We start from the raw sequence: 25,638 nt of genomic DNA, 5'->3' as shown, positions 1-25,638 counted from the left end.
ACGGATACCAGAGAATTTATACCAGACATGGGAATGAAAATTATACCGGCAGGCGTTTTATGCGGCCTGCTGTTGCCTACTATGAAGTTGCAGGCACAACAGGACACGCTGCAACAGTTGCCGGAGGTAACGGTGCAATCCTATTACTCTAATGCCTCGTTGCAGCGTGTACCCACCGCCGTGAGTATACTGTCGCCAGCCGATTTGCAGTTGCAGCAGGGTACTTCGCTGTTGCCGGCCCTGAATACCGTGCCAGGGCTGCGTATGGAGGAAAGGTCGCCCGGCAGTTATCGTTTATCCATTCGCGGTAGTTTGTTGCGGTCTCCCTTTGGCATCCGTAACATTAAGATATATATAGATGATATTCCACTCACGGATGCGGGTGGCAACACCTACCTGAACCTGCTGGACCCGGATGCCATCCGCCGGGCGGAAGTACTGAAAGGGCCCGATGGCAGTATGTTTGGCGCCAATTCCGGCGGCGTGGTAAGGCTTGGGCTTGCACCGGAAACCAGTGACACCACCCGGCTGCAGCTCAACTTACAGGGAGGCAGCTATGGACTGTTCCATGGCAGCATTGGCTGGCAGCAGCAATGGAAAAATTACCAACTGCAGGTATTCCAGGGATTTCAGCGGGCAGATGGCTACCGGCAGAATACCGCGATGAAGAGATGGTATACGCAGGTGGCCCAGCGCTGGGAGTATAAACCAGGATATGCCCTGAAAATGCTGGCGTTTTATTCAGACCTGTCATACCTTACCCCCGGGGGACTTACCCTGGCGGAGAGCAAAGCCAATCCCAGGGCGGCGCGCCCGTCAACCGCGGCTATACCCGGCGCCATTGCGCAGCAGGCGGGTATTTACAACCGTACTTTCCAGGGAGGACTGGTACATGAAGCGCAGTTCCACCCCCGGCTGCAACATGTGGTATCGGTGTTTGGCGCCACTACCTATTTCCAGAATCCTTTTTTGACCAAGTATGAAGTGCGGGTAGAAAATACCATCGGCTTCCGCAGCTATCTGCAATGGATCAGCAACCCGGCGCATGCCACGGCCGTGCAGTGGAAATGGCTGAATGGCGTAGAGTGGCAGCATACCAGCACGGATGATATTAACTATGGCAACCGGGGCGGGCGCCGGGATACCGTGCAAACCGCTGATAAGCTATATACGGGGCAACATTTTTTCTTTTCCCGCTTCCAGGCTACTATGGGCGCATTGATCCTCGAGGCAGCGACCAGCCTGAACTATTATGGTTATCGCTATAACAGCGACGGGCACACGAGCGTGCATTTATCGCCACAACTGATGCCCCGTGTTTCCCTGTCGTATTTATTTACGCCGGGTATTACCGGGAGGGTCACCGTCAGCCGGGGATATTCACCACCGGCTACTGCTGAAATACGTGCATCCGACGACGTTATCAATAACAGCCTGCAACCCGAAACCGGCTGGAACTATGAAGCCGGTTTGCGTATGGCTACCCGTAATGGCCGCGCATCGATGGATGCCACCGGGTTTTATTACCGCATGCAAAATGCCATTGTGCTGCGCCGCCATGCCAACGGCAACGAATACTTTGTGAATGCCGGAGGGGTGCGCCAGAAGGGAATAGAATGGCAGGGCGCCTGGTGGGTGATGAAGCCACAGCGACAAGGGGTACTGCGTGGCATCAAATGGCAGGAAGGATATACCTTCAGCGATTTCCATTTTACCGACTATACCAGCGCCGGGAAAGATTATTCCGGCAACCGCCTCACCGGCGTACCACAACATGTGGTGGTCAGCAGTATATTATGGCTGCTGCCGGCTAACGTGAGCTTATATACGCAGCATACCTATACCAGCCGTATTCCGCTGGATGACGCCAACAGCACCTTTGCCGGAGATTTTCACCTGCTACAGGCCAACGTCAGCTGGAAGCTGCCACTGCATACCCGCTACAGTTTATTGTTACGGGCCGGCGCCGACAATCTCCTGGACGTAAAATACAGCCTGGGAAATGACCTGAACGCTGCGGGCGGACGCTATTACAACCCTGCTCCCGGCAGAAATTATTTTGGCGGCCTACGCCTGGTATTATAAGGAGCCGTGATAGATTGGGGAATGAAATGACCGTAGTGGGAACGGCTGTCCTCAGCAGTTGCTGTGTTGCCCCGATGCAGGGCAGCCGGATTTGTTGTATGGCGGGGACTGGCATTTCTCCGGTTACCTTTTAACAAAAGCGGCATAGAATTGTAATTAGTGGTGTAAGTATTTGCATCAAAGATGAATTCTACCAACGACAACCAGGATAAACCTGTTATCACCGCCGCTATTGATGGATTTTTCCTCGTATTCTATCGCATAGCCGTTTTTATAGCCCGTTTCTTCCGGGAGGCTTTCCGGCCCCCGGTGGAATGGTCGGAGTTTGTACGGCAATGTTACCAGGTAGGATATAAATCACTGGCGCTGGTAACGGTAACCGGATTCATTACCGGGGTGGTGTTTACCGAACAATCCCGTCCTACGCTGTCGGAATTTGGGGTCACTGCCTGGCTGCCCTCACTGGTGGCCATTGCGGTGGTAAGGGCGCTGGCGCCACTGATTGCCGCCCTGATATGCGCCGGAAAGGTAGGCTCCAGCATCGGCGCAGAGCTGGGCTCTATGAAAGTCACGGAACAAATAGACGCCATGGAGGTTTCCGCTATTAACCCGTTCCGCTACCTGATCGTGACCCGGGTAACCGCCATGACTATCTGTTTACCTATTCTCATGTTCTACAACGCTTTAATTGGCTGCATGGGTTCCTATTTCGATGTACATGCGCACGAGCAAACCAGTCTCGTTTCCTTTTTTGACAACGCCCTGGCACAAATCACCTTCCTCGACTATACCACCGCACTCACCAAGTCTATTGTATATGGATTTACCATTGGCATTGTGAGCTGTTACCAGGGCTGGAATGCCAGCCAGGGCACCATGGGAGTAGGCAAGGCGGCGAATGAGTCCGTGATTGTGTCCATGTTCCTTATTTTTATAGAAGAGGTGATCATTGTTCACATATTTAATTCTATCCGCTAACATATGGAAGATCAGGAACAGCATAGTGACAGCTCCGAAACGGTGATCCGCATCCGGGATTTATATAAATCGTTCGGCGACAAGCACGTACTGCAAGGCATTAACCTGGATTTACAAAAGGGAGAAAATGTAGTGGTACTGGGGCGTTCGGGCACAGGTAAATCTGTACTCATCAAGATAATTATCGGCTTGTTAAAACCGGATGCGGGCACGGTAAATGTATTGGGAGAGGAGGTAGAACAGCTGAAAGATGCCGCCCTGCGTGCCCTGCGCCTGAAAGTGGGCTTTTCATTCCAGAGCAGCGCACTGTATGATAGTATGACGGTAGGCGAAAACCTGGCCTTCCCCCTGAAGCGCAACAACCGGCAGATGAGTAAAGAACAGATCCGGAAAACGGTCGACATTGTGCTGGAAGCGATTGGACTGCCAGATTCCATTAACCAGCTGCCGTCAGAACTATCGGGCGGGCAAAAAAAACGGATCGGTATCGGGCGAACACTGATCCTGCGGCCGGAAATTATGTTGTATGATGAGCCCACCGCAGGGCTGGACCCTATCACCTGCATGGAATTGAATAAGTTGATCAATGCCGTAAAGGAACGGTTTAATACCAGCTCGATCATCATCACGCATGATCTTACCTGCGCCAAGGAGGTAGGTGACCGGGTAGCGGTGATGGATGAAGGCCGGTTTATCAGGGAAGGAACTTTTGAGGAGGTATTCAAGGAAAAGGACGGGCTGATAAAGAGTTTTTACGATTATAACTTTACACAATAAGCTATGGAAACAGGAAAAAAACGCGCAGTAATTGTAGGCATTTTTATAGTCCTGGGGCTGGTAGTAGCGGTAACGGCGGTGATGATGCTGGGTAAGCAGCAAAAATTATTCAGTAAATCGATCCAGGTAAGAGCCGTATTCAATGATGTGAACGGGCTCACCGTGGGCCGCAATATCCTGTATTCCGGCGTGAAGATCGGCACCGTGCGCAAGATCAGCTTTATCCGCGCCAATGAAATACTGGTAGTCATGAATATTGACCAGGACGCCCAACAGTTTCTGCATAAAAATGTAGATGCCAGGATCAGCTCCGATGGGTTAATGGGTAATAAGATTGTATTGCTGACCGGCGGCAGTCCGGATGCGCCTCACCTGGAGGATGGGGACCAGCTGCACGTATCTACCGGCCTGAGTACCGACGACATCATGGCCACGTTGCAGGTGAATAATAAAAGCCTGGTGGAAATTACCAGCAACCTGAAAGTGATCACCAAAGGGCTTGTAGATGGAAAAGGTACCCTCGGCAAATTGCTGGCAGAAGATACTGTGTATAATAATCTTAATGCCACGATGGCCGGACTGAATGTAGCCGTAGCCAACACCCGGCGGCTCACGGGGGCCTTGTCGGCCTATACTGCTAAGCTGCAAACCAAAGGTGTGTTATCAAATGATCTTATAACGGATACCGTGTTGTTCGGGCGACTTCGTGCAGCCGTTACCGAGATGAATACGGTGGCCGACAACGCGAATAAAACAGTACTAGAGCTACAGCAGGCCAGTGCCGGGTTGAGGGCCAACCTCGGAAATACGAACACCCCTGCCGGTTTGCTGTTGCAGGATACGATGGCAGCTGATGCGTTACGCGCTACTATTTTTAACCTGGAAGCCAGTACCGGGAAGCTGGATACCAATATGATCGCCTTGCGGCATAACTTCTTCCTCCGGGGCTTTTTCAGGAAGAAGGCCAAGGAGGAGAGCAAGGCACAGAAAGAAAAAGAAAAGCAGGAAAAGAAGGCGCAGTAAAACAGGCCCGTTACCGGGCCTGCCAATGTTTCATTTCTTCTTCAATAAAATGTTTTACCAGGTCGCTATACATTTTTTCAATGGCATCGGCATTGAGACCGGCGGCAATGGCCCATTCCCTTCGTTGCGCCAGCATAGCCTTAAATCGCTCCGGCGCCTGAACGGCGGCTTCGCTGGTTTTGAATTTGGCGGCGGCCTTCACATAATTGAAACGCCTGCCCAGCAACTGCACTACTTCCTCGTCTATGGTATCAATGGCCATGCGTATGTCGGCCATATTTTCGCAGGCGTCGGGTGTTTTCATCTTAATGTCCTTTTTCAGAGAATGCAACAATCGGTGTGAGATCTACTTTACGGAATTCCACTTCGGAACCCTCGGCCTGCAGGGCAATTTGTCCTTTACGGGCGGTTGCCTGGGTGCCGTAGTTGACCAGGTCGCCGTTTACCCATACTTTGACAGCATTTCCCACGCATTCAATGATCATGGTATTCCACTTGCCCAGCGGCTTCTCTGAATTATCGGTGAGGTTCATGATGCGGCGGCGTTTACCATCTACCGACCCCCATTCATTTTTAGGACCACGGCGTTTTTCCATGTCGGGTACGGTAATATCTTCTCCAATGCACCAGAAGTCGCCCGCGTCTTTATGCTGCATCTGCACTTCAATGGATTTTGGGAACATATCGTAGAGCACGCGGGGCTTGGAAACAAACACCAGTACGCCACAGTTGCCGGGTTTGGCCGGGAAACGGTATTGTACTTCCAGTCGATAGTTTTCATAGCTCTTGTCGGTGATGATATGTCCCTGCGGGCTGGCGAGGCTTACAAAAACGCCGTTGCGTAATATGAACGGGGTTTTAACGCTGCTATCTTTGTCCATGGCCGGTACATCTATGTGCCAGCCTTTAAGGTCTTTGAAATTAAACAGGCTACGCGTTTGTGCGTGTACGTTGGCAGCTCCGCAAAGTGTTGCTATGGCGACACAGGAGGATAAAAGGTATTTTTTCATAAAGGAATTTGTCCGGATAGTGATTGAATCGGGGGCAATATAATAACATTTCCGGCTCCTTGATGAATTCAGGGGGCTATTTCATCTTTGAACCCGATGGCGGCATGGGAGCCGTCGCAGAAGGGTTTATTGGCGGAGGCGCCGCAACGGCAGAGTGTCACCCGGTTACGTACTTCGTAAGGGTTGCCCTCCGCGTCTTTTACTTCAATGCCTCCCATCAGCCAGAGGGGGCCGCTGATATTTTTAACCGGATCTTCAATGATACCGATGGCAGGGGATAGCTTCGGTTCTACCGGCGTTTTTGTGGCCCGGTCCCAGGCCACGAGGCGGCCGGAGGGGCAGGCATGTACCTGTTGGAGGAACTGCTCCCTGGCTGCCGGATCATTGGTATCATTCACCGTACTCCACACCTGTCCGTTAGGATCGCAGAAACGGGCAAAAGCGCAGAGTTGCTGTACGTCCGTCAACAGCATGGCAGGACCTTCCAGCAATTCGGCGTCCTCCACATAATTAGCATGGCCGGCCGTTTCGGTTCCGTCGAAGCCAATTTTTTTATGGGTGCCGTCACAGAAGGGTTTGTGCTGAGAATGCCCACACCGGCAAAGCAGGAAGCGTTGGGTGTTAAGGGGGAATGATCTGCCGGTGATCCATTTTTCAGATTCACCCTCCTCATTGGTGCCGATAATTTCCATACGTAACGGCACTTCACCGCTTACTTCGTAAGGGCCGTTGGGAGTTACTTTTACCTGTATGCCTGGTGCTGGTTTCATGGTAATAGATATTAAGTACCTGTTAGGAACAACGGAAGCGGAAAAAAGTTTTGTAAAAGAGAAAGCAGTCTTCACTTAGTAAAGACTGCTTTCTTCTTTATGCCTTGTATATGGGCGTTACAGTACCAGTTCCACCACGGGAACTTCCACGTTGGGTTTTTTCTCAGGGAGACTGATCACGATATCCTCTCCGGAGGTGGTATACTTCAGCTCAGAGTTATCGTGCAGGAACTGGGCATACTTGATTTTGTTGTTATAGCCGGGCAGGGTAAGATGTCCGTTGTACTCCAGCAGGTGCACATACAATCTTTTGGTGGTGGGATTGTAGGTGAGCATGGTGTTTTCCGGTGTTTTAAACGATTCAGGCGCGTAGGTACAGCCGTAAATAGATTCGCTGTTGGCTTTCATCCAATCGCCAATATTTCCCAGTGCATTTTGGGCGCGGTAGTCGAATACACCGCGGGCGGTAGGACCTACGTTGAGGATCAGGTTACCGCCGCGGCTTACGGAGCCAATGAGGAGTTCCAGCAGCTGATGGGTGCTTTTCCAGGAATTTTCATCGCGGTAATAGCCCCAGGAGCCGGAAAAAGTTTGACAGGTTTCCCATGTTTTACCCCGGTATTGTGCCAGCTCATCTACCCGTACCTGTTCAGGGGTGAGGAAGTCGGCGCCATCTTCGTATTCATCCAGGTTGAGGCGATTATCTACGATGATATTGGGTTGCAGCTTCCGGATCATCTTCAGGAGATTCACGGCATCCCAGTCATTTTTATCTTTCCCGTTTTTGCCAGGATAGGAGAAGTCGAGCCAGAGGATATCTATTTTACCGTATTTGGTGAGCAGCTCTGTGAGCTGGTTGCGCATATACTGGCGGTATTTGTTCATGTCGCGGCCCTTGTTCATAGCAGCATAGGCGCTATCGGCGTTAACGCCGTTACCGGGGCGTAACGGATGTACGCCATCTACAGTAAAGTCGGGGTGATGCCAGTCGATCAGCGAGTAGTAGAAGCCCACTTTGATCCCTTCGGCGCGGAAGGCGTCTACGAATTCCTTCACCAGGTCGCGTTTGGCGGCGGTATTGGTGGCTTTGTAGTCGGTATACCTGGAATCAAACAGACAAAAGCCTTCGTGGTGTTTGGTGGTGAGTACGGCGTACTTCATACCAGCCGCCTTTGCCTGTTTGGCCCAGGATTTTGGATCGAACTGATTGGGGTTAAATAAGTCGAAATATTTCTGGTATTGTTCGTTGGTGAGTTGTTCGTTGTGCTTCACCCATTCGTGGCGGGCAGGGAGAGCGTACAAGCCCCAGTGAATGAACATACCGAAGCGGTCGTGCGTCCACCAGGCCATGCGTTGCTCTTTCTGTGCAGCCGTTTCATTACCGATTCTTTTTTTCTCCTGCGCCTGCAGCGTCATCGCCGGACTGCAAAGCAGTGCGGCGATGAGTAGTTGTTTACATCTTCTTTTTATCATAAGTATTAATTATTTGTCTCTGAATAACAGCACTTTGTTAACCCGGATGGTTTGCTCGGCTGGAGAGGTAAAAGTCCCTACCATACCTACTGTTACGGTAGTAGTGGCGGAGAGGTGGAACCCTGCGGAGGCATATTTATTATTGTTGTTTACGATTCTGGCAGATCCCAGTGCGGTGCCGATCTGTTGTACATCGGGCAGTGCATTGCCAGCGGCAACAGCGAGGTAAGTATTCTCAAGTGAGTTGTCGATGTTCTGGATATCTGCCTCAAAGCGGTAGTCGCCGGCGGGAAGGCTAAAGGTCTGGTAGATTTTACCATTGGTGATGGTGCCATTGTCCCAGATCCAGAGGGTAAATTTACCTGGCCCGCCAATTTCATCGTAGGTGCCGTTCCTGCCTGCTTCGCTGTTGTAACTCCAGTCTTTCAGCTGCCCGAAGCGGCCGCCAAACGGTTGATTCGGATCTTTGTCAAAAGGGGCCCCCGGGTTACGTATATACTTTAGCGTGATATCTTCTTTCACTGCTTTTTCTTCAAAGGAAGTATAGAACGTATCTACCGCGAGTGGGTCAGGTTTATACAGGGTGCGGTAGCGGAAGCTGCTCATGGAAAGATAATTGTTGAGCAGGGATATCTGGTCTTCCGGCATGGCTTTGATGATGGTGTCATGCGCTACCATATCAGCAGAGGTATATTGGATCTGCATGCCAATGATACCACCGGTGGTGTCGATGTTCATCCAGGATATTTTTGCATTGCCGTCTTTCATTTCCGCGCCGCTGAAAGCCCTGGTGAGTAGGGCGTCTTCATACATTTTACCGTATACGAACCCGTTGCCTTCTGTTCTTACGGAGGTGTTACCATCTTTATCAAAATTGTATACCTCGAAGGTGTAGGCTCTTTCTTCCAGCTTTTCAATGAATACCCGGATGGTATCCACACCGCTGGTACGTTTAATGGCAATGATCATGGAGTCCTGGCGGTTGTTCCAATAAATTTTGGACTGGCTGATTTTAGGATCGGAGATCAGCAACCAGGACAGCTGTACCCTGTTGCGGCCGGCGCGTACCAGTAACGAATCGGCTTTGCCGGTATATAAAATTTCCCCGTCTTTGATAAATTTTTTATAGTCGTCCTGTTTCCGGCAGGCGGTTAGCAGCAGCAGGGCGCCTATGATATAGCTAAGTATGCGCATAAGATTTTTTTTAGGTAGATGAACATCATTTGTCGTTGCCCCAGAACTTCATGAGCTGGATATTGGCGGCATATCCGCCATCGGTCCAGGTACGGAGAATCTTCACCCGGATATACCTCACGCTGGGCGCATCGAGGGGAACGGTCATCTGTTCTCCTGCTACAGCCGCATCTTTATCGTCCTGGGTGGTTTGCCCTACAGGCAGGCCGGAAGGCTTGATCACGGTATGTTCTACGAGTTTTGTCCAGCTATCCCAGCTACCATCGCTGGCGGGATTGGTGGAACCCCAGATTTCGAATTTGCGTAGGTTGTTCTGAAGATAAATCCACTCATTGGGGCGCTGCCATAAGCCAATGCGGCTCAATCGCGCTGTTACGCCCAAATCGAAAGTGATCCACATAGGCATGCCATCAAGTTTGTCGGCCGAGTGCCAGAGGGTCCCGTTCCATAAATTGGGAATCGGTAGTCCCCAGCCATAGTCCACATCTCCCGGCAATTTTACTTCCCTGAAATTGGCTTTATCCAGCAGTTTTTCATAGAAGGGGGTGATGTCTACCAGGAGGGTATCCGACAGGTTGCCCCAGTGGTCGCGTACACAGAAGCCGAACTTCCTGGTGGTAGCATCGTAGCCTCTCACAGAATAGTTGCCACTCGCCAGTTTGGTGTAGTGAACGTCGGCTGCGCCAAAAACACCAGAGGAGTCGTTGGCCAGCGTAACAATGGCCAGGTCGGCCTGGGTTTCATTTTTGAACGAGATATTTACACCGCCAAAATCCGGCTTTACCACGAGTGATTTGCGTACATCCAGCATGGGCGGCAGCAACGGCTTCACGGTAGCAGGCACTTCATTGGAAGAAAGCTCGTTGCGGCTTACCACGTATAAGGAAATTTTGTGAGTGGCTGTATCTCCAAATCCATCTACTACCAGGAAGTTATTGTAGTAGGAAGATCTGATCTCCCGTGGCTTTCCATCGCGGATCGTATATACGGCCTTTACGTACAGGATGTCTTTATCTTCCGGCAGGCTATACGTAATTTTTGCGCCCCCCGGCAAATTGGTAACAGTCACATTGCTGATTACCGCAGGTTTATCTCCCGAGGTATTTACCGGCGTGTGTAATTCTTTTGTACAGGACATGGCAAGCAGGGAGAGCGCTGCTATGTACCGTGAGAGGAATGTATATGGCTTCATTGTTATTGGCAGTTTAAGTAAATGAAAGAAGTTACCATCCGTAGTTCTGCACCAGTTTAGGATTGTTCAGCAGATCCCAGCTATCGAGCGGCCAGAGGTAATTACGGGCCTGGAAAGTTTGGCGGAAGAGGGTGCGTACGCGGTAGTAGAATACCGGGTCTGACTGATCCACATCCCATCCGGTAACGGCTTTGTTGAGTTCTTCCATACTTCTTTTCCAGCGGCGCAGGTCCCAGAAGCGGGCGCCTTCCATGGCCAGTTCAATGAGTCTTTCCTGTTGGATAATCTGCCTGAAACCTTCTTTTGTAGTGAACTTTGCAGGATTGCGGGAATAGTTGCTCCAGGCAGCCTGTACGCCCGGAATGCCAGCCCTGGCTCTTACCCGGTCAATATATTTAAATGCTTCCGGCTGAGGGCCGCCCACTTCATTGAGCGCTTCTGCATACAGCAGGTATACATCTGCCAGGCGTATTTCTGGCCAGGAGTACGATTCTATATACAGGCCTTGTCCTTCCTGGATTTCATCTTTCCAGTTGATCAGTTTCTTGGCGAAGTAACCGGTTACGTTATTGTCGTAGATATTTTTCCGGGTCTGTATCTGTCCCGCTTTACTTTCTATGTGGAACGTTTTCTTTTGCATCATCCACATGGCGCCATCGAAAGCCAGGTCGGCATAAAAGCGCGGTTCCCGGTTGAAGTGTGCGGCTGCAGTGGTATAGCCTTCCAGGATCAGTTCACCTTCTGCTTTGGTGGCGGTTCTCAGCTTATAGCGATTGTTGTAGTCCCAGGTAATATCTTCATTGATCGGTACACCTTTATCGCTGTAGAATTGCTCTGCAATTTTCATGGTAGGGGCAAAGGCGCCTACGGGTGATTCGTTGCCTATCCGGGCAGGATCGAGGCGGGGCAAGGCCTGGCGTTGGAGGTCGTAAGTAGTGGAGTTGGGGTTATTCCAGATAATTTCAGGGTTCCATTCTTCACAGGTACTGTTGCGTATCGACATTTGCCGGGTGAGGGTATCCGATAGCGTTACGCCCAGCTGGGCGAAAGTATAAAGCACCATACCGTTTCTTTCACAGGCGTCGATGGCTGCTTTACAGGCATCTGCAGCCTTCTTCCATTTGCCGGCATCATAGGCCGCATTGAAGAGCGGTGTTCCATCATAGTTTTTAAAGCCGTTGTAGTCGGGGTTGCCGTTGTACAGGGGACTGGCGGCAGCTACCAGCACCCTTGCCTTGATAGCCAGCGCTATCGGGCGGGTAATACGTCCCAGTTCAGAAGACCGGTCGGCGATGATTTCCGGTAAGCCGGCCGCAGCGGTATCCAGCAGGTTGCTGATGTAATTGAATACAGAGTCCACATGCACACGGGGCACCTTGGCCGCTTCGGCGGAAGTAGCAATGGGCAGGTTGTGGTCAATGATAGGAACGGGGCCATACATTCTTACCAGCAGCCAATGGTAGTAGGCTTTAAGGAATTTCACCTCCGCAATCCAACGGTCTTTTTCCGCCTGGCGCATGTCTACTACTTTACTGATGTTGTCGAGGAAGATGTTGCAGTCGCGCAACGCACGGAAGTTAACTGCCCATTGCGACATATAAATATTATTCGCGCTCAGGAAGCCTTGTGCAATCTGCCAGGGCGTTTCACTGGTGCTGTAGGGACGTACCATCCAGAACTCATCGCCGGCCGCCAATGCCGGATTGGAGCCAATATCGGAGGAGGCCGGCAGGTAAGAGTAACAGGTAAACAGGTATTTCAGCGCCTCTGCACGCATGGTAAAGGCGTTGTCGATGGTAGCCACGTTGTCGGGCACTACATCCAGGAATTTTTTACAGCCGGCCAACTGCAATAACAGGAGGCATAATAGCGTCCTCTTCATGTGCTGGCGGAAGAAGAGCGTATATAATTTAGTCAATGATTGTTTCATGTTTGCACAGTTAAAACGGTGAATTAAAGTCCTACGTTGATACCGAAGTTGACAACCCGCTGTACCGGGTATCCAAGGCCGTTACCACCCATTTCAGGATCCCATGTTTTGAATTTGCTGATCACAAACAGGTTAGACGCATTTACATAAATGCGGGCATTGGTCATACGGATCCTGTCCAGGAAATGTTTGGAGAACGTATATCCTGCTTCCACTGATTTCAACCGCAGGAAGTTGCCGCTGCGCATCCACCAGGTAGAACTTTGATTATTATTATTCACGAAATAGTCGCTCAGTCGTGGCCACATGGCGTACAGGTTCCTGTTTCCCTCGCTCCAGTGGTCATCTGCTATGGCCTGCAACAGCCCATGTTGCCCGCCACCGTTTAACACGAAAGGAGAAATAGAGTAAGAGTCAATCCAGAAGGAAGACCTGGCAGAACCCTGGAAGAAGAAGCTGAAGTCGACCTGCTTGTAACCGAAAGACCATCCGAAGCCGTAGGTAATTTCAGGCACGGTAGGTAAGCCGATAGGCACCATATCCGCATCGGTAATTTTGCCATCACCATTTACGTCATGGTATTTGATATCTCCACCCATTACCTGTTGTCCCCAGTTCTGGTAGGCGGAATTGGCTACTTCCTGGTCATCTACAAACAATCTTTCTGCGATGTAGCCGAAGTTTTGGGAGAGCGACTGGCCTACGTGGGAGCGGTATGCTTCCGGATATTTAGGCTCTTCATTCACGAGCAGTTTGCTCGAAGCATAGGTGAAGTTCCCCCTGAATTGTATGAAAGAATTATTCATAAACCCTTTCGTATAGCCGGCCGAGATATCCACACCTCTGCCGGAAGCTTCGCCTACGTTGGCCTGTGTATTGGCATTCAGCCCCATAGTATTGGGAAGGGTGCTCCGCGTCATCAGGATATTGGTGCGGTGTTCTTTGTATAGGTCTACCTGGAGGTTTAATGCCTGGAACATGTTGACTTCCAGTCCGAGGTTTGTTTTATAGGATTTTTCCCAGGTGATTTCCCTGTTTTCATAACGGTTCACAGAAACGCCGGGAGAATTAAAGGTCTTTTTTTCTCCGAACGTGGCGCCTTTGCTGGCGTCATTCATATTTACATCAGAGAGGTAAAAGAAGCGGTCATTTTCGTTACCGATCTGGTCATTTCCCACGATACCATAAGTGGCTCTCAGTTTCAGCACGTTGATGGTATTCGTTAAAGGTTTGAAGAATGCTTCATTGTGCATGTTCCAGGCTACGCCGGCAGAGGGGAAGAAACCGAAGCGGTGATTGCCGGCAAAACGTTCGGACCCGTTGTAGCCGAAGTTGAATTCCGCCAGGTAACGGGTGTCATAGTCGTAGGTAGCACGACCGGAAACGCCCTGGTTGCGGTGTGGCAGCGATGTTTGCAGGGTGCCTGCGTTGGCGGTGAGGTAGTTGCGCACCAGGCCAATCAGCATACCGGATACGTTATGTACTTTATTAAACTGCTGGTTATAGTTCAGCGCTGCTTCGAAATAGGAGGTAGTGTTGAGCGTTTTTTGGCCAGGAGAATAATTCAGGTATTCTGTTCCGTTGGTGTTCAGTGATGAAATCTGGGGTGTTTTATCAACATCATATTTCAATGCATAAAAATAAGGCGTATAGCTGCGGGTTACATCAAAATAAGAGTAACGCTCGGTATATGCCATGATTCTGCCCGTTAAACCGGGCAGCAGGAATTTGAAGTCCTGCTTCACTTCCGCCTGCACTAGCAGGGTGGAGGTGTTGTATTGCTGGTAACCCGATACAGAATTGGCGTAGGGGTTATTATACAGGTTGCTGCCATCGCCGGGCAGGCTACCGAATCCGGGTTTTACGGCATTACCAAACAGGGGATGTTTTAATTCCGGCGCAAAGCTGGAGGGGTATATGGCCGGAAACATCACGGGGTTAGCCCAGATGGTTTGGGAAAACAATCCACCGCCGCCGCCAATAGGACCGTTGTAGTCGTCGAACTGTCCGTAAGTACGTACAACGGCCTGTGTGGTAGGGGTGAGCCTGATATCGATGTTAGATCGGAGCGCGTAATTTTTCAGTTTGATGTTACTGTTGAAGTTATTGCGCTGATCTACGTTCAGTACACCATTGTCTACGTTGTAGGTGCCGGAAACATAGAACTGCGCTACCTTTCCACCACCTTTCAGGTTGAAGTTGGTGCGCTGGTTGTTGGTATAATCTTTAATCAGCAGCTTAATCCAGTTGTTGTTGGGATAGAGCAGCGGATCGTCGCCGGCGGCGGTGTGGTCAATTTTAGATTGGGAGTATTGTACGTCGCGCAAGGGGTTCCGGGTGAGTACGGCTTCATTGGCGAGGTTCATGTAGGTAATATTATCAGCAAATTTGAAGTTGCGGGTATTGGTAGATAGTGAATTTTCGAAGCGTACGTTGAGCGATGTTTTTGCTTCCACGCCGGATTTGGTGGTTACGAGCACCACGCCATTAGCGCCCCTGGCGCCGTACAGGGAGGAAGCGGTAGCATCTTTCAGGATAGAAAAACCGGCAATATCGTCGGGTTGCAGGCGGGCCAGGTCGGTGGTGCTGGACTCCATGCCATCTATGAGGATGAGGGGATCCACTTTACCGGTACCAAAGGTGGTGATACCACGGATAAAGAAGCTGGCATTATCTCTCCCCGGTTCACCGCTACGCTGGAACGAGATAACACCCGACAAGCGGCCGGCGAGCATAGTAGTAAGGTTACTGGTAGGGCCTTTCAGCTCTTTGGGATTGATGCTGGTAACGGCGCTGACCATGCTGGTTTTTTTCTGGGTACCATAGGCTACCACCACCACTTCTCCCACCTCGGATACTTTTTGTTGCATCACAATTTTCAGGAGCCTGTCATTTTTTACCTGTATGGTTTGCGGTTGCATCCCTACCATGGTGAACATGAGACTGTCGCCGATATTGGCTTCAATATTAAACACGCCTGTTTCATCGGTGAGGGCATTGGTACGGGAGGTTTTGTTGACCACCGTAACGCCTACCATGGGAGTGCCGTTGCTTTCCGTTACCTGTCCTTTAATTTTGATGCGTACATTGTCGGGTACGGAGGACTGGATAACGGGCTTCTGTTTAAGGATAATTGTTTTTTTGAGAATGGAATAGGTAAGTGGCTGATCTCTGAAAACTTCTTCCAGTGCCCGCTCCAGGGGCACATTTTCCTGTGAGTAGTTAACAGGTTTGGCATTGTTGACCATCTGGAGGTCAAATACAAAAACGTATCCTGTTTGTTTCCTGATCGATTTCAGTACTTCAACGAGGGGCGCTGCCTTGGCATGCAAGGTTACCTGTTGTACAGGCTCATTCGCGTGCGTTTGCAACACAGCAGACAAGAGTAGTAATAAGGTGAGTTTCATAAAGCGCAATAGTTTTTGGTTCGATAAATGGGACCGGTCGGGGCGGCGTTTTTTGTGGAATGTCTGCTTCATTTTTTTTCAGTGGAATTGTAAGTTTAGGTAAAACAGCCTCCAGCAGGTGAGCGCATAGCTACGCCAGGAGCGGTACTGGCCGCCATTGGTTTTTCACTGCCGGAATAGCTGTTGTTTGTGTGTTTGTTTGTCGTTTAGTTTGGTTGATACATACTTTTTACTATGGTAGTTTTAAGGTCTGACGGTAATTGTTTTATCGGCGATATCAAAATGAATGCTTCCTGTTAATTCCAGTTGACGCAGGATGTCTTTCAGGCTGTCTTGCCTGGAGAATGAGCCTGCAAAGGATTTTTCGGTGGTGGCGCCTTCGTACACAACGGTGAGATCGTACCAGCGGGCCAGTTCCCGCATAATGGTTTTGATGTTGTCGTTGAATTCGAAGCGGCCGGATTTCCAGGCAACAGCCATGTCGGTATCTACGCGGCTGATATTGATCCCTGTGTGTTCGCGGTTGATCAGTGCCTGTTGCCCGGGTTGCATTTTCCGGGTGATACTGCCGTTGATTACGTTAACGGCTCCTTCCAGTAACGTGGTGCAGATGTTTTCTTCTTCGTATGCCTTGATATTAAAGGCGGTGCCCAGTACCGCTACCTTCATGTTATTGGTTTTTACAATAAAGGGTTGGTTGGCCTGCTGGGCGATGTCAAAATATATTTCCCCGCGTATGGTTACTTCGCGGGTGCTATCCTTAAAGGCGGTGGGAAAACTAATAGATGAGGCGGCGTTGAGCCAGGCTTTGGTGCCATCGGGCAAAATCAGCTGATAGATGCCCCCTTTGTTGGTGTAAACCGTATTGATACTAGGTACTGCGGATGGAGAGCTGTTATAGGCCAGCACATTTCCCTTTTTACTAACGGAAACGCCTGACTGAACGTCGACGTCTGTTGCGGTGGTATGGTCCAGGTCAATTTCCTCGCCATTGCCCATTACCAGGCGGGCGTGTTCGTTTTTAGGCCTGGGTGCGTGCGCGTTGGCTATCGGCCTGTTGGTGGAGGTATGACTCCTGTTATATATCATATACCCGGCGGTAGCCGCCGCAGCGAGGGTACAGGCAGCTACGGTGAGCCGTTTCCATACCCGGAGGGTATGAACGCGTGCCGGTGCAGGCGCCGCATTTGTTTGCATGATTTCCTGCAACATATTGTTGGCGGTATCGTCCGGCATGGTTTGGTCGTTATCCGTTGCCTGGAGCAGCAGTTCGTCCAATAGCTGTTTAAGCTCTTCGTCGTGCGCTGACTGTGCCAGCAGCACCATCAGCTCATATTGTTCTTCCGGCGTGCATTGCTGTGCGTGATACCGCTCAAACAGGTATCTGAATCGGGATTCGGTCATGAATAACGATTTGATTTAGGTTGCTGTATAAGGGGACTATAAAACGAACCAGATGGGTTAGGGGTTTTAAAAAAAAACTTTTTAGTAAAACAACCACATAATAATGAGGAAAGTATTGAGGTCCATACGGGCCATGCAAAAGGCGCGGATGGAGCGCATGGCATTGGCCAGGTGTACTTTAATGGTTTCGGGAGAAAGTTGCAGCCGGTCAGCAATTTCATTTCTTTTCAGTCCCTCTTCCTTGCTGAGTTTATAGATCAGCTCCTGTTGCGGCGACAGCTGCGCGATGGCCCGCTGCAGGATTTGCTCATACTCTTTATGAATAATAGCGGCGTCTTTTATTTCGTTGACAGCCGTAGCCGAAAGTTCGGAGGCGGCCAGCTGTTGCCGGGCTACTAATTTCAAGGAAGTAAAAATATGATTCCGGGTAACGGTAAAGAGGTAAGCTTTGAAATGACTGATTTCATGTAACTCGCCACGTTTAAGCCACATTTTAAGGAAAATATCCTGTACCACATCCTCTGCCTGTGACGCAGATCCCAGCAAACGGAAAGCAATGGCGTATATACGGTGACGATAGTGATGGAATACACCGGCAAAGGCGTGGTCCTCACCCTGAGCAAGGCTCAACAATAGTTCCCTTTCATTATAGGTGTTCACTTTCATACGTGGTTACAAGTGCAGGCAAATTACTGTTTATATAGACAGGATATTTGCGTTAAATTCGCTGCTAATAATAGTATTTTCTCCTGTTGGCTCCTGGAAGCCTGTAATCCGCTATGCTGAAATGTTTTAATTTGCGCTTTCAAACATGCTGAACCTGGATTTATGGAAGTAGTTAATGAAGCCACCTACCAGGCTGCCGTAAAGGTAGCCGGCACTATAGAAGCACATTTCAGGAAACATCTTTCTGCCGCAAAAGCGGATGGAGAGGAAGACCTGGCCATTGTACCGGCCGCCCGCCAGGTAGAAAAAATTATCGACGTAGCTTTCTGGGCTAGTCTGCGTAAAGAAGAAGGAAATCCCATCCGTATATCATTGGCTTTTTTGCCGCCTTCGCAAGCCGGCAAGCCGCTGTTATTTGAGAAGCCGATATTGCTCACGCCCCAGCTGCTCACCAAGCTGGCGCCGGGCGTAGAGCGCGCCGGTATACATATAGGCGTATGGTTTGAAGGAGAGGAGTTATATGTATGGGGCACCACGATTAAGTTGCCTAACCTTTGTTTTGTATTGGATGTATCAGAACCGGGACTGCTGGTGGTGAAACACCGCCGCGCTGCGGGCTTGGGGAAATTCACCAACGTAGCCGTGCTCCGGGGCGACCAGGTAAAGGTGGTGAACGAAGACAGCGGCCTACTGCCCGACAGTCCCATGATATTAAAGTCGCTGCTGGGTGTTACCGCTTCCTGTTTTTGGAATAACGGGGTGAATGTATTGATACAGATTGCCGTATCGATGCGGGCACATAAGCGGGGAGGCATTTTGCTGGTAACGCCCTCCAACAGTGAGGCCTGGCGCGAGTCCATCATTCATCCGCTGCAGTATCCTATTTCGCCGGCCTTTTCGGGTGTGGCCGACCTGTTGCGGTACGACGGTAAAAGTGTTACAGAAATTTTCTGGCAGAACGCCTTACGCCGGGAAGTAGAAAATATCACCGGGCTTACCGCGGTAGATGGCGCCACTATTGTAAATGACCAGCAGGAGTTGCTGGCTTTTGGCGCCAAAATCACCCGCGCAAAAGATGCGAAGCCTATTGAGCAGGTATTGATGGTAGAACCGATAGAAGGCGGGGTGCCTACTTTGCTGCATCCGTCGGCCATTGGCGGTACCCGGCATTTGTCGGCTGCCCAGTTTGTGCACGACCAGCGCGATGCACATGCCCTGGTAGCCTCCCAGGACGGCTATTTCACCGTATTTTCCTGGTCGGAACACCAGCAGCTGGTACAGGGCCACCGCATAGACATATTATTGTTATAACAAATGAAGGAACGATATTTTATTATCAATAAACCCAGCAATATGGTGTCCCAGTTTATCAGCTCACACGAGGTGCGACTGCTGGGCGAGCTGGATTTCGATTTTCCCGCCGGCACCCATGCTATTGGCCGGCTGGACAGCGATTCAGAAGGACTCTTAATTTTAACCACCAATAAAAAAGTGACCCGGCTGCTGTTCCAGGACAAGCCGCATGAGCGCACCTACCTGGTAAAGGTAAAGGGCGTAATGACCGAGGCTACTTTGCAGCGGCTGAAAACCGGGGTAGCTATTCCCATTGGGCGCGACGCGATACATGTGTCTACTCCCTGCCGGATCGACATCGTAAACCGTCCTGACGGTTTGTTTGATCATCCCGGTGAGCTACCACATACGGTGCCTCATACCTGGCTATTGATCACACTCACAGAAGGAAAGTTCCACCAGGTGAGAAAAATGGTGGGTGCGGTGAAGCATCGCTGCCAGCGCCTGATCCGAGTATCGATAGAAGACCTGGAGCTGGGGGATTTACAGCCGGGAGAGGTAAAGGAGCTGCCGGAGGAAGAATTTTTCCGCCTGTTAAAAATTGATAATTACAGAGATAAATAACCGGAACAGGGTCAATTTGGCTACAGCATTAGTGAAGATCACATTAGGTTAACGGATCGATTCTTATTACGTTTGCCTTTGGAATCATGCTTTAACGAAGATTATTATGAAGAAATTTTTATGGCTTGCCGGCGCCTGGTGTATTGGGCTGCAGGTTACTTTTGCGCAGTCGCCGCGCTACCCGATCATTCCCTATCCGCAGCAGCTGGAGGCGAGGGCGGGCGAATTTGTGATTACGCCGGCTACCAGCCTGGTATTGCCGGCTAATCCATCTCCCTATATGATAGAAACTGCGCAGCTGGAATTGCTCCTCACCCAGGCATTGGGTAAACCATTGCCCACGGTGAAGAAAGCGGTGAAGGGCGCTATCGTGATGCGTCAGAACCCGGCGTTGGCAGGAGAGGAGGATTATACACTGGATATAAGTAGCCAGGAGCTGTTGATCACTGCCAAAGCACCGGCGGGATTTTTCCGCGCCACCCAAACCCTGCGGCAGCTGATGCCCGCGGAAATAGAAGATCCCAAAGCGCCAGACCTGAAACGTATTGCCATCCCGGCCATGTCGTTGAAAGACCACCCGGCCTATGGCTGGCGCGGCATGCACCTGGATGTGGCCCGTCATTTCTTCTCCATAGATTACCTGAAGAAATTCATCGACCTGCTGGCGTTATATAAGATGAATAAGCTGCATCTGCATCTGACCGACGACCAGGGCTGGCGGATTGAAATTAAAAAGTATCCTTTGCTCACCAGCCAGGGCGCCTGGAGGGAGTTTAATAACCAGGACTCCGTTTGCATGGAGAAGGCGGTGAACAATCCCGACATGGCCATCGATACTTCCCATATTATCCATAAAGATGGTAAAACCCTTTATGGTGGCTTTTATACGCAGGAGCAGATGAAAGACCTGATCCGCTATGCAGCGGCCCGTCATATTGAAATCATTCCTGAAATAGACATGCCCGGACATATGATGGCAGCCATCAGGTCTTATCCTTTCCTGGCCTGCAGCAGTGAAACCGGCTGGGGTAAAACCTTTTCCACGCCTATTTGTCCGTGTAAGGAATCAACCTTCAGCTTTGCCGAAGATATTTTCAGTGAAATAGCCGAGCTGTTTCCTTCCAAATATATTCACCTGGGCGCCGACGAGGTAGAAAAAACCAGCTGGGCTAACTCGCCCCTTTGCGCCGAAGTGATGAAGGCCAATAACCTGAAGACGGTAGAAGAGCTGCAAAGCTACTTCGTGAAGCGCATGGAAAAGTTCTTTCATTCCAAAGGCAAAACCCTCATTGGCTGGGATGAAATCCTGGAAGGAGGAATCAGTCCTACCGCCGTGCTGATGTACTGGCGCGCCTGGGTGCCCGATGCGCCTGTAAAAGCGGCCCGTCACGGCAACCAGGTGATCATGACGCCGGGCAACCCGCTGTACTTCGATGGTACGCCCGACCGCAACTCTATTTATAACGTATATCATTTTCAGCCGGTACCCAAAGGGTTAACCGCGCAGGAAGCAACGCATATCATGGGTGCACAGGCCAACATCTGGACCGAATACATCCCTTCAGAAAAACGGGCAGATTATATGTTTATGCCCCGCATGACCGCCCTGGCAGAGGTGTTGTGGACGCAACGCGCCGACTATGAAGGCTATCTGCAACGCCTAAACGAACAATATAAACGCCTGGATTTACTCGGTGTACATTACCGCCTGCCCGACCTGGACGGTTTTACGGAAGACAACGTGTTTGTAGATAAAGTGAACCTGCATGTCAACAAGCCACTAACGGACATGACTATCCGCTATACCACCAACGGCAGCATCCCGGATGAACATGCCACCGTATTACCGGATAACTATGTGATCAGTGAACCTCAGCAGATCCGCCTGGCGGCTTTCAGTCCTACCGGCAATCGTGGCGACATCTACACCCTGCGTTACCGCAAGGAACCCTATCGGCCGGCTACGGTGGTAAAAGATGCCCGGCCTGGATTAAAGCTCACCTACTATAATGGCACCTTTAAGAGTGCCGCCAAAATAAAGGAAACAGCCGATAGCTCACTGCGTGTAGCCAACGCCGTTATCCCGGAAGGAATGGGTAAAGGTGGTGGTCCGTTTGGTGCGCGTATCAACGGGTATATCAATGTACCCACCACTGGTATTTACAGCTTTTACCTCACGGTAGATGATGGTGGTATCTTGTATATCGACGACCAGGAAGTAGTGAACAACGACGGCTGGCATGCGCCTTTCCAGAAGAGCGGACAGGTAGCGCTGGAGAAAGGCTGGCATCCGTTTAAGATAGCCTTTGTAGAAGGCGGTGGCGGATACACGCTGAAGCTGGAGTATAGTGTGGATGGCGGTAAGCTGCAACCGGTGCCGGATAGCTGGTTCGGAGCGGGGAGATAAGTCACGCAAAGGAACAAAGGAGCAAAGACGCAAAGAAAAAAAGCAGCAAGTATCTTTGCTGCTTTTTTTCTTTGCGTCTTTGCGTGATTAGAGGCTGTGGTTATAGATCTCCAGCGCTTCCTGGTCATCGTACTCAAGGATCAACGCTTTCAGTTGCTGTAAAAGCTGTTGTTTGATCGCCGCGTACGATGGGTTGTTATACACGTTCTTCAACTGGTTCGGATCTTTTTTCAGGTCAAACAGTTCCCAGCTGTTAACGCCTTTATAGAAGCGGGCCAGCATATAATCTTTTGTGCGTAGCCCGAAGTGTGGCGACACATGATGCGGTTCCGGGTATTCGTAATAGTGATAGTACGCCGCTTTGCGCCAATCCTTTACGGGTTCACGTTTTAGCAGGGGCAAGAAAGAGCGTCCCTGTATTTCGGCCGGTGCTTTTACGCCGGCAATATCCAGGATGGTGGGGGCCCAGTCGGTGTTGGATACCAGGGCGTCGAGTTTGGTGCCGGGTTTTATCACTCCGGGATAGCGTATGGCGAAGGCGGTTTTCAGGGATTCATTGTAGATAAATCGTTTATCAAACCAGCCATGTTCGCCGAGGTAAAAGCCCTGGTCGGATGCATAGATAACGATGGTATTTTTGCTTAGGCCGGTGCTGTCGAGGTAATCCAGTATTTTACCAATGTTCCTGTCGAGCGATTTGGCGGTGGCATAATAGTCTTTCAGGTAGCGTTGAAATTTCCATTTCACCAGCTCTTTCCCGCTGAGCTTTTTCTCATCAAAATCTTTCGTGATCTTATTGCCATAGTAGTTGTTAAAAGCTTGTTGCTGCGCTTCATCCAGGCGGCGATATTCGCCCTGGCGGGCATAAAATTCTTTCAGTTCTTTTTCGCTGAAGGTCCGGCCGGGGTAGTTTTTCTGCAGCCATTGCTGCAGGCGGGGTTTATCCTGCTCATAATTTTGCAGGCCAAATGGCTGGTGTACTTTCAGGTCTTCCGCCAGGCGCATCGTTTTGTCGATGGTCATGTCCTGGTCTTTGGCGGCTTCGCGGGTATCGTAGGTGTCAAAGAAAGTGGATGGGAGAGGGAAGTTGATACCATCGTAGGCGCCGAGGTCTTGTATATCGGGCAGCCATTCGCGGTGCGTCGCTTTTTCACCGATCACCGCAAAGAAAGGCTTGGACGTATCCCGGCCCTGGAGCCAGTTGAAGAAGAAGTCGGAAATCAGGTTGGTGACGTAACCTTTGTAGCGAATGGTATCGTTGTTATTATTGATGAAGTCGGGGTTGTAATAATGTCCCTGGCTGGGGAGGATATTGAAATAATTAAACCCGATGGGGAGGCTGCCGAGGTGTAGTTTTCCTATCCAGGCAGTCTGATAGCCGTTTTGCTGTAACAGCACGGGAAATGTTTCCTGGTGTACATCGAAGGTCTTTTCATTCAGCGTATAGCCGTTCTTGTGACTATACTTGCCGGTAAGCAGAGTAGCCCTGCTGGGGCCGCAGATAGAGTTAGCCACGAGGTTGTTGGTGAGCAGGGCGCCGCCGTGTGCAATCCGGTCGATGTTGGGCGTTTGCACGAGGCGGTTGCCATACGCGCTGATGGCCTGGTAGGCGTGATCGTCGGAAAGAATAAAAATGATGTTGGGTTTTGACTGTGCTATCGCCATGCCAGGCAGCAGTAGCGCCAATGCCAGGAGAATCCTTTTCATATATCGTCTGTTTGGTCGTTGTTGATAGATCCTTTTTTCATTCATGTTGGTGGAGCATGAATGCCATCCCGTTGTTCGGGCGGGATGGGAGAGGATTGGAAAGTGGGCTAAAAGTAACATAGAAATCCAGTATTCGCAACTTTTGTGCGGATCTTTTTGTACAATCGTTGTTTACCGGCGGCAGATATTTCCTTATTTTTGGTACTGTATGCGTATTATCACCATTTTATTGTTGCTGTTAACCATGGGCGCCAGTGCGTTTGCTACCGATGCGGCGCTGGCCCGAACGCTGGAATCACTTACTTCCCGTCAAAAGACGATCCTTTATCAATATGGCACCTTGAATGCCTGGGCCTCGCCTGCGCAGGCTGACAGTTTCTGGCGGGTACACCAGCCGGAGCTGGGCAAGGTAACGAGGGAAGAAGCCGGTCTGCTGGCCACCGAGTTATTGAATAACACCGAGCTGGTATATGCCATCAAACATCCTTCGCGTTTGCAGGCGTTGAGAGGCGTATTTACCGCTTCCCGGCTGTTAATCGGGCTGGCGGCGCTGGTAGGGGCTTTTGCCGTTATACAGCTACTGGGACGGTATTTACCGGATGTATGGCAAACCTTGCTGCGGTATCTCTCTCCCTTATTCCGCTGGTTATTTTCCCCGAAGATGCTTACCTGGGAGCTATTGATCCTGGGAGTGGCGACCATATACGGAGGCCCGCTGCTGGGCAGCCTGGAGATCAGGACTGTTGTTATCCACACAGGACTGGTGTTGTTATGGACGCAACTAACGGCCATCTGTATACGAATCCCGTTTGTGAAGTATTATAGCAAAGTGATTAAAAATATTTTTGATGACGACCAGTATACGCCCCTCCAGGCTTTCCGCTATGTAGGCGTGCCGGCGCTGATCACCACGGCGGCGGTATGGTGGGTGATGCAGCGTTGTGCCGACAGCTGGTATGCTTATGAGCTGATAGTGCCGCTGATGATTACCGCATTTGCCTTGCCGCCGGTGCGGATAGTGGAGCGTTGGCTGAGCCGTGTACTGTTTCCTTTTGGCAACAGCCGGGGGTGGAGGGCCAAAGATCAGCGTATGGCCACGTATATCGTAGTATCCTTGGCGGTATGGGCAGGCATGTTATTGCTGCCGGTCGTATATAAGGAATCGCTGCTGGTGCTGACTATCTTCCTGGGATGTTCATTATTGGGCTTGTCCATCGAAGAGGTAACGAATTGTGGTATTCCCAACTATATATGGCTGCAGCTGGTGACGCTGGTATTCTTGTGCGCCGTAGTGCTGGCAGGTGCGCAGCTGGAGGCATTGTTGCTCATGTGGGCGGGCCTGGGAGGCCTGTTGCTGTATGTGCTGATCAAATACTGGGAACTGCCCGTGGTACTCGGCTGGAGCTGGAAGAATAAGAAGGCCTGGGGCGCGTTGGGTATGGCCCTGCTAATATGGGGAATCGCGTTGCTGATACGTTGGCGGCCGGAATGGTTTGCGATATTCCCGGCAAAAATTTAATGCAAAATTTGAGGTAAAAGCGTATTTTTGCGCACCTTTCTGCATCGTATTTAACTTATTTTAAGATACGCGTAGATCTGAATAACGTACTGACAAGGCTTCTCAGGGCCTCCAAGGCGTTTGCAGGGTCTGCGCTTTTTTATTTTTTTCCTGCTGAACTAGTACCAAACCCCTTAACA

The 25,638-nt window shown here is 50.5% G+C and carries 19 protein-coding genes; 8 read left to right on the top strand and 11 right to left on the bottom strand.

Going from position 1 to position 25,638, the window contains the following annotated elements; all coding sequences use genetic code 11:
- The first annotated feature begins 33 nt into the window (after positions 1-33).
- From HGH91_RS05680 to HGH91_RS05665, 4 genes are all read left to right on the top strand, one after another.
- A complete protein-coding gene (locus tag HGH91_RS05680) occupies positions 34-2,085 on the top strand; it encodes a TonB-dependent receptor (RefSeq protein WP_247651656.1) in 2,052 nt (683 codons plus the stop codon).
- 183 nt (positions 2,086-2,268) lie between these two features.
- On the top strand, positions 2,269-3,063 hold the full coding sequence (locus HGH91_RS05675) for an MlaE family ABC transporter permease (RefSeq protein ID WP_168737453.1): 795 nt from the start codon (positions 2,269-2,271) through the stop codon (positions 3,061-3,063).
- A 3-nt stretch (positions 3,064-3,066) separates the two neighbouring features.
- Entirely contained in the window at positions 3,067-3,840 is a 774-nt protein-coding gene (locus tag HGH91_RS05670; protein ID WP_168737452.1) for an ABC transporter ATP-binding protein, read from the top strand.
- A 3-nt stretch (positions 3,841-3,843) separates the two neighbouring features.
- Positions 3,844-4,863 carry an MlaD family protein gene (locus HGH91_RS05665; protein ID WP_168737451.1) on the top strand — a complete coding sequence of 340 codons (1,020 nt, stop codon included), beginning with the start codon at positions 3,844-3,846 and terminating at the stop codon, positions 4,861-4,863.
- Positions 4,864-4,873: 10 nt separating this feature from the next.
- Here HGH91_RS05665 and HGH91_RS05660 read toward each other — a convergent pair whose 3' ends face one another.
- The 10 genes from HGH91_RS05660 to HGH91_RS05615 all read right to left on the bottom strand — a co-directional run bounded on the left by HGH91_RS05660 (position 4,874) and on the right by HGH91_RS05615 (position 17,909).
- The gene (locus HGH91_RS05660) at positions 4,874-5,167 is read right to left on the bottom strand and encodes an isochorismate lyase (RefSeq protein ID WP_168737450.1); all 294 of its coding nucleotides are present in this window, start codon (positions 5,165-5,167) and stop codon (positions 4,874-4,876) included.
- A gap of 1 nt (position 5,168) precedes the next feature.
- Positions 5,169-5,873 (bottom strand): DUF1080 domain-containing protein, encoded by a 705-nt coding sequence (locus HGH91_RS05655; protein ID WP_168737449.1) that lies wholly within the window; start codon positions 5,871-5,873, stop codon positions 5,169-5,171.
- 68 nt (positions 5,874-5,941) lie between these two features.
- Positions 5,942-6,643 carry a CDGSH iron-sulfur domain-containing protein gene (locus tag HGH91_RS31190; RefSeq protein ID WP_247651655.1) on the bottom strand — a complete coding sequence of 234 codons (702 nt, stop codon included), beginning with the start codon at positions 6,641-6,643 and terminating at the stop codon, positions 5,942-5,944.
- Positions 6,644-6,760: 117 nt separating this feature from the next.
- Positions 6,761-8,116, bottom strand: a complete 1,356-nt coding sequence (locus tag HGH91_RS05645; RefSeq protein ID WP_168737448.1) for an alpha-L-fucosidase — start codon at positions 8,114-8,116, stop codon at positions 6,761-6,763.
- 9 nt (positions 8,117-8,125) lie between these two features.
- Positions 8,126-9,310 carry a DUF4998 domain-containing protein gene (locus HGH91_RS05640; RefSeq protein WP_168737447.1) on the bottom strand — a complete coding sequence of 395 codons (1,185 nt, stop codon included), beginning with the start codon at positions 9,308-9,310 and terminating at the stop codon, positions 8,126-8,128.
- 25 nt (positions 9,311-9,335) lie between these two features.
- The gene (locus HGH91_RS05635; RefSeq protein ID WP_168737446.1) at positions 9,336-10,502 is read right to left on the bottom strand and encodes a DUF5000 domain-containing lipoprotein; all 1,167 of its coding nucleotides are present in this window, start codon (positions 10,500-10,502) and stop codon (positions 9,336-9,338) included.
- Between the two features lie 31 nt (positions 10,503-10,533).
- The gene (locus tag HGH91_RS05630) at positions 10,534-12,432 is read right to left on the bottom strand and encodes a RagB/SusD family nutrient uptake outer membrane protein (protein ID WP_247651654.1); all 1,899 of its coding nucleotides are present in this window, start codon (positions 12,430-12,432) and stop codon (positions 10,534-10,536) included.
- 23 nt (positions 12,433-12,455) lie between these two features.
- On the bottom strand, positions 12,456-15,839 hold the full coding sequence (locus HGH91_RS05625; protein WP_247651653.1) for a TonB-dependent receptor: 3,384 nt from the start codon (positions 15,837-15,839) through the stop codon (positions 12,456-12,458).
- 243 nt (positions 15,840-16,082) lie between these two features.
- Positions 16,083-17,243, bottom strand: coding sequence for a FecR family protein (locus tag HGH91_RS05620; RefSeq protein ID WP_168737444.1), 1,161 nt, complete (start codon positions 17,241-17,243; stop codon positions 16,083-16,085).
- 81 nt (positions 17,244-17,324) lie between these two features.
- The gene (locus tag HGH91_RS05615) at positions 17,325-17,909 is read right to left on the bottom strand and encodes an RNA polymerase sigma factor (protein ID WP_168737443.1); all 585 of its coding nucleotides are present in this window, start codon (positions 17,907-17,909) and stop codon (positions 17,325-17,327) included.
- Between the two features lie 162 nt (positions 17,910-18,071).
- On the opposite strand from HGH91_RS05615, the gene HGH91_RS05610 reads away from it, so the two are divergent.
- The 3 genes from HGH91_RS05610 to HGH91_RS05600 all read left to right on the top strand — a co-directional run bounded on the left by HGH91_RS05610 (position 18,072) and on the right by HGH91_RS05600 (position 22,233).
- The gene (locus HGH91_RS05610; RefSeq protein WP_168737442.1) at positions 18,072-19,220 is read left to right on the top strand and encodes a putative sensor domain DACNV-containing protein; all 1,149 of its coding nucleotides are present in this window, start codon (positions 18,072-18,074) and stop codon (positions 19,218-19,220) included.
- Between the two features lie 3 nt (positions 19,221-19,223).
- On the top strand, positions 19,224-19,826 hold the full coding sequence (locus HGH91_RS05605) for a pseudouridine synthase (RefSeq protein ID WP_168737441.1): 603 nt from the start codon (positions 19,224-19,226) through the stop codon (positions 19,824-19,826).
- Positions 19,827-19,932: 106 nt separating this feature from the next.
- Complete coding sequence (locus HGH91_RS05600) at positions 19,933-22,233, top strand: family 20 glycosylhydrolase (RefSeq protein ID WP_168737440.1); 2,301 nt, start codon at positions 19,933-19,935, stop codon at positions 22,231-22,233.
- 87 nt (positions 22,234-22,320) lie between these two features.
- Here HGH91_RS05600 and HGH91_RS05595 read toward each other — a convergent pair whose 3' ends face one another.
- Positions 22,321-23,940 carry a sulfatase gene (locus HGH91_RS05595; RefSeq protein WP_168737439.1) on the bottom strand — a complete coding sequence of 540 codons (1,620 nt, stop codon included), beginning with the start codon at positions 23,938-23,940 and terminating at the stop codon, positions 22,321-22,323.
- A gap of 208 nt (positions 23,941-24,148) precedes the next feature.
- Between HGH91_RS05595 and HGH91_RS05590 the strand changes: the two genes are divergently transcribed.
- Positions 24,149-25,459 carry a hypothetical protein gene (locus HGH91_RS05590; RefSeq protein ID WP_168737438.1) on the top strand — a complete coding sequence of 437 codons (1,311 nt, stop codon included), beginning with the start codon at positions 24,149-24,151 and terminating at the stop codon, positions 25,457-25,459.
- The last annotated feature ends 179 nt before the right edge of the window (positions 25,460-25,638 follow it).

Origin of the sequence: Chitinophaga eiseniae, assembly GCF_012641265.1 — a bacterium.
GTDB lineage: Bacteria > Bacteroidota > Bacteroidia > Chitinophagales > Chitinophagaceae > Chitinophaga > Chitinophaga eiseniae_A.
This window is presented reverse-complemented; position numbering and strand designations above follow the sequence as displayed.

Bases quoted from the DNA above. Each gene is read 5' to 3' on its own strand.
- HGH91_RS05645 (WP_168737448.1), bottom strand. From the start codon at position 8,116: ATGATAAAAAGAAGATGTAAACAACTACTCATCGCCGCACTGCTTTGC.
- HGH91_RS05655 (WP_168737449.1), bottom strand. From the start codon at position 5,873: ATGAAAAAATACCTTTTATCCTCCTGTGTCGCCATAGCAACACTTTGC.
- HGH91_RS05680 (WP_247651656.1), top strand. From the start codon at position 34: ATGAAAATTATACCGGCAGGCGTTTTATGCGGCCTGCTGTTGCCTACT.
- HGH91_RS05630 (WP_247651654.1), bottom strand. From the start codon at position 12,432: ATGAAACAATCATTGACTAAATTATATACGCTCTTCTTCCGCCAGCAC.
- HGH91_RS05675 (WP_168737453.1), top strand. From the start codon at position 2,269: ATGAATTCTACCAACGACAACCAGGATAAACCTGTTATCACCGCCGCT.
- HGH91_RS05610 (WP_168737442.1), top strand. From the start codon at position 18,072: ATGGAAGTAGTTAATGAAGCCACCTACCAGGCTGCCGTAAAGGTAGCC.
- HGH91_RS05665 (WP_168737451.1), top strand. From the start codon at position 3,844: ATGGAAACAGGAAAAAAACGCGCAGTAATTGTAGGCATTTTTATAGTC.
- HGH91_RS05595 (WP_168737439.1), bottom strand. From the start codon at position 23,940: ATGAAAAGGATTCTCCTGGCATTGGCGCTACTGCTGCCTGGCATGGCG.
- HGH91_RS31190 (WP_247651655.1), bottom strand. From the start codon at position 6,643: ATGAAACCAGCACCAGGCATACAGGTAAAAGTAACTCCCAACGGCCCT.
- HGH91_RS05670 (WP_168737452.1), top strand. From the start codon at position 3,067: ATGGAAGATCAGGAACAGCATAGTGACAGCTCCGAAACGGTGATCCGC.
- HGH91_RS05590 (WP_168737438.1), top strand. From the start codon at position 24,149: ATGCGTATTATCACCATTTTATTGTTGCTGTTAACCATGGGCGCCAGT.
- HGH91_RS05615 (WP_168737443.1), bottom strand. From the start codon at position 17,909: ATGAAAGTGAACACCTATAATGAAAGGGAACTATTGTTGAGCCTTGCT.
- HGH91_RS05660 (WP_168737450.1), bottom strand. From the start codon at position 5,167: ATGAAAACACCCGACGCCTGCGAAAATATGGCCGACATACGCATGGCC.
- HGH91_RS05640 (WP_168737447.1), bottom strand. From the start codon at position 9,310: ATGCGCATACTTAGCTATATCATAGGCGCCCTGCTGCTGCTAACCGCC.
- HGH91_RS05635 (WP_168737446.1), bottom strand. From the start codon at position 10,502: ATGAAGCCATATACATTCCTCTCACGGTACATAGCAGCGCTCTCCCTG.
- HGH91_RS05620 (WP_168737444.1), bottom strand. From the start codon at position 17,243: ATGACCGAATCCCGATTCAGATACCTGTTTGAGCGGTATCACGCACAG.
- HGH91_RS05600 (WP_168737440.1), top strand. From the start codon at position 19,933: ATGAAGAAATTTTTATGGCTTGCCGGCGCCTGGTGTATTGGGCTGCAG.
- HGH91_RS05625 (WP_247651653.1), bottom strand. From the start codon at position 15,839: ATGAAACTCACCTTATTACTACTCTTGTCTGCTGTGTTGCAAACGCAC.
- HGH91_RS05605 (WP_168737441.1), top strand. From the start codon at position 19,224: ATGAAGGAACGATATTTTATTATCAATAAACCCAGCAATATGGTGTCC.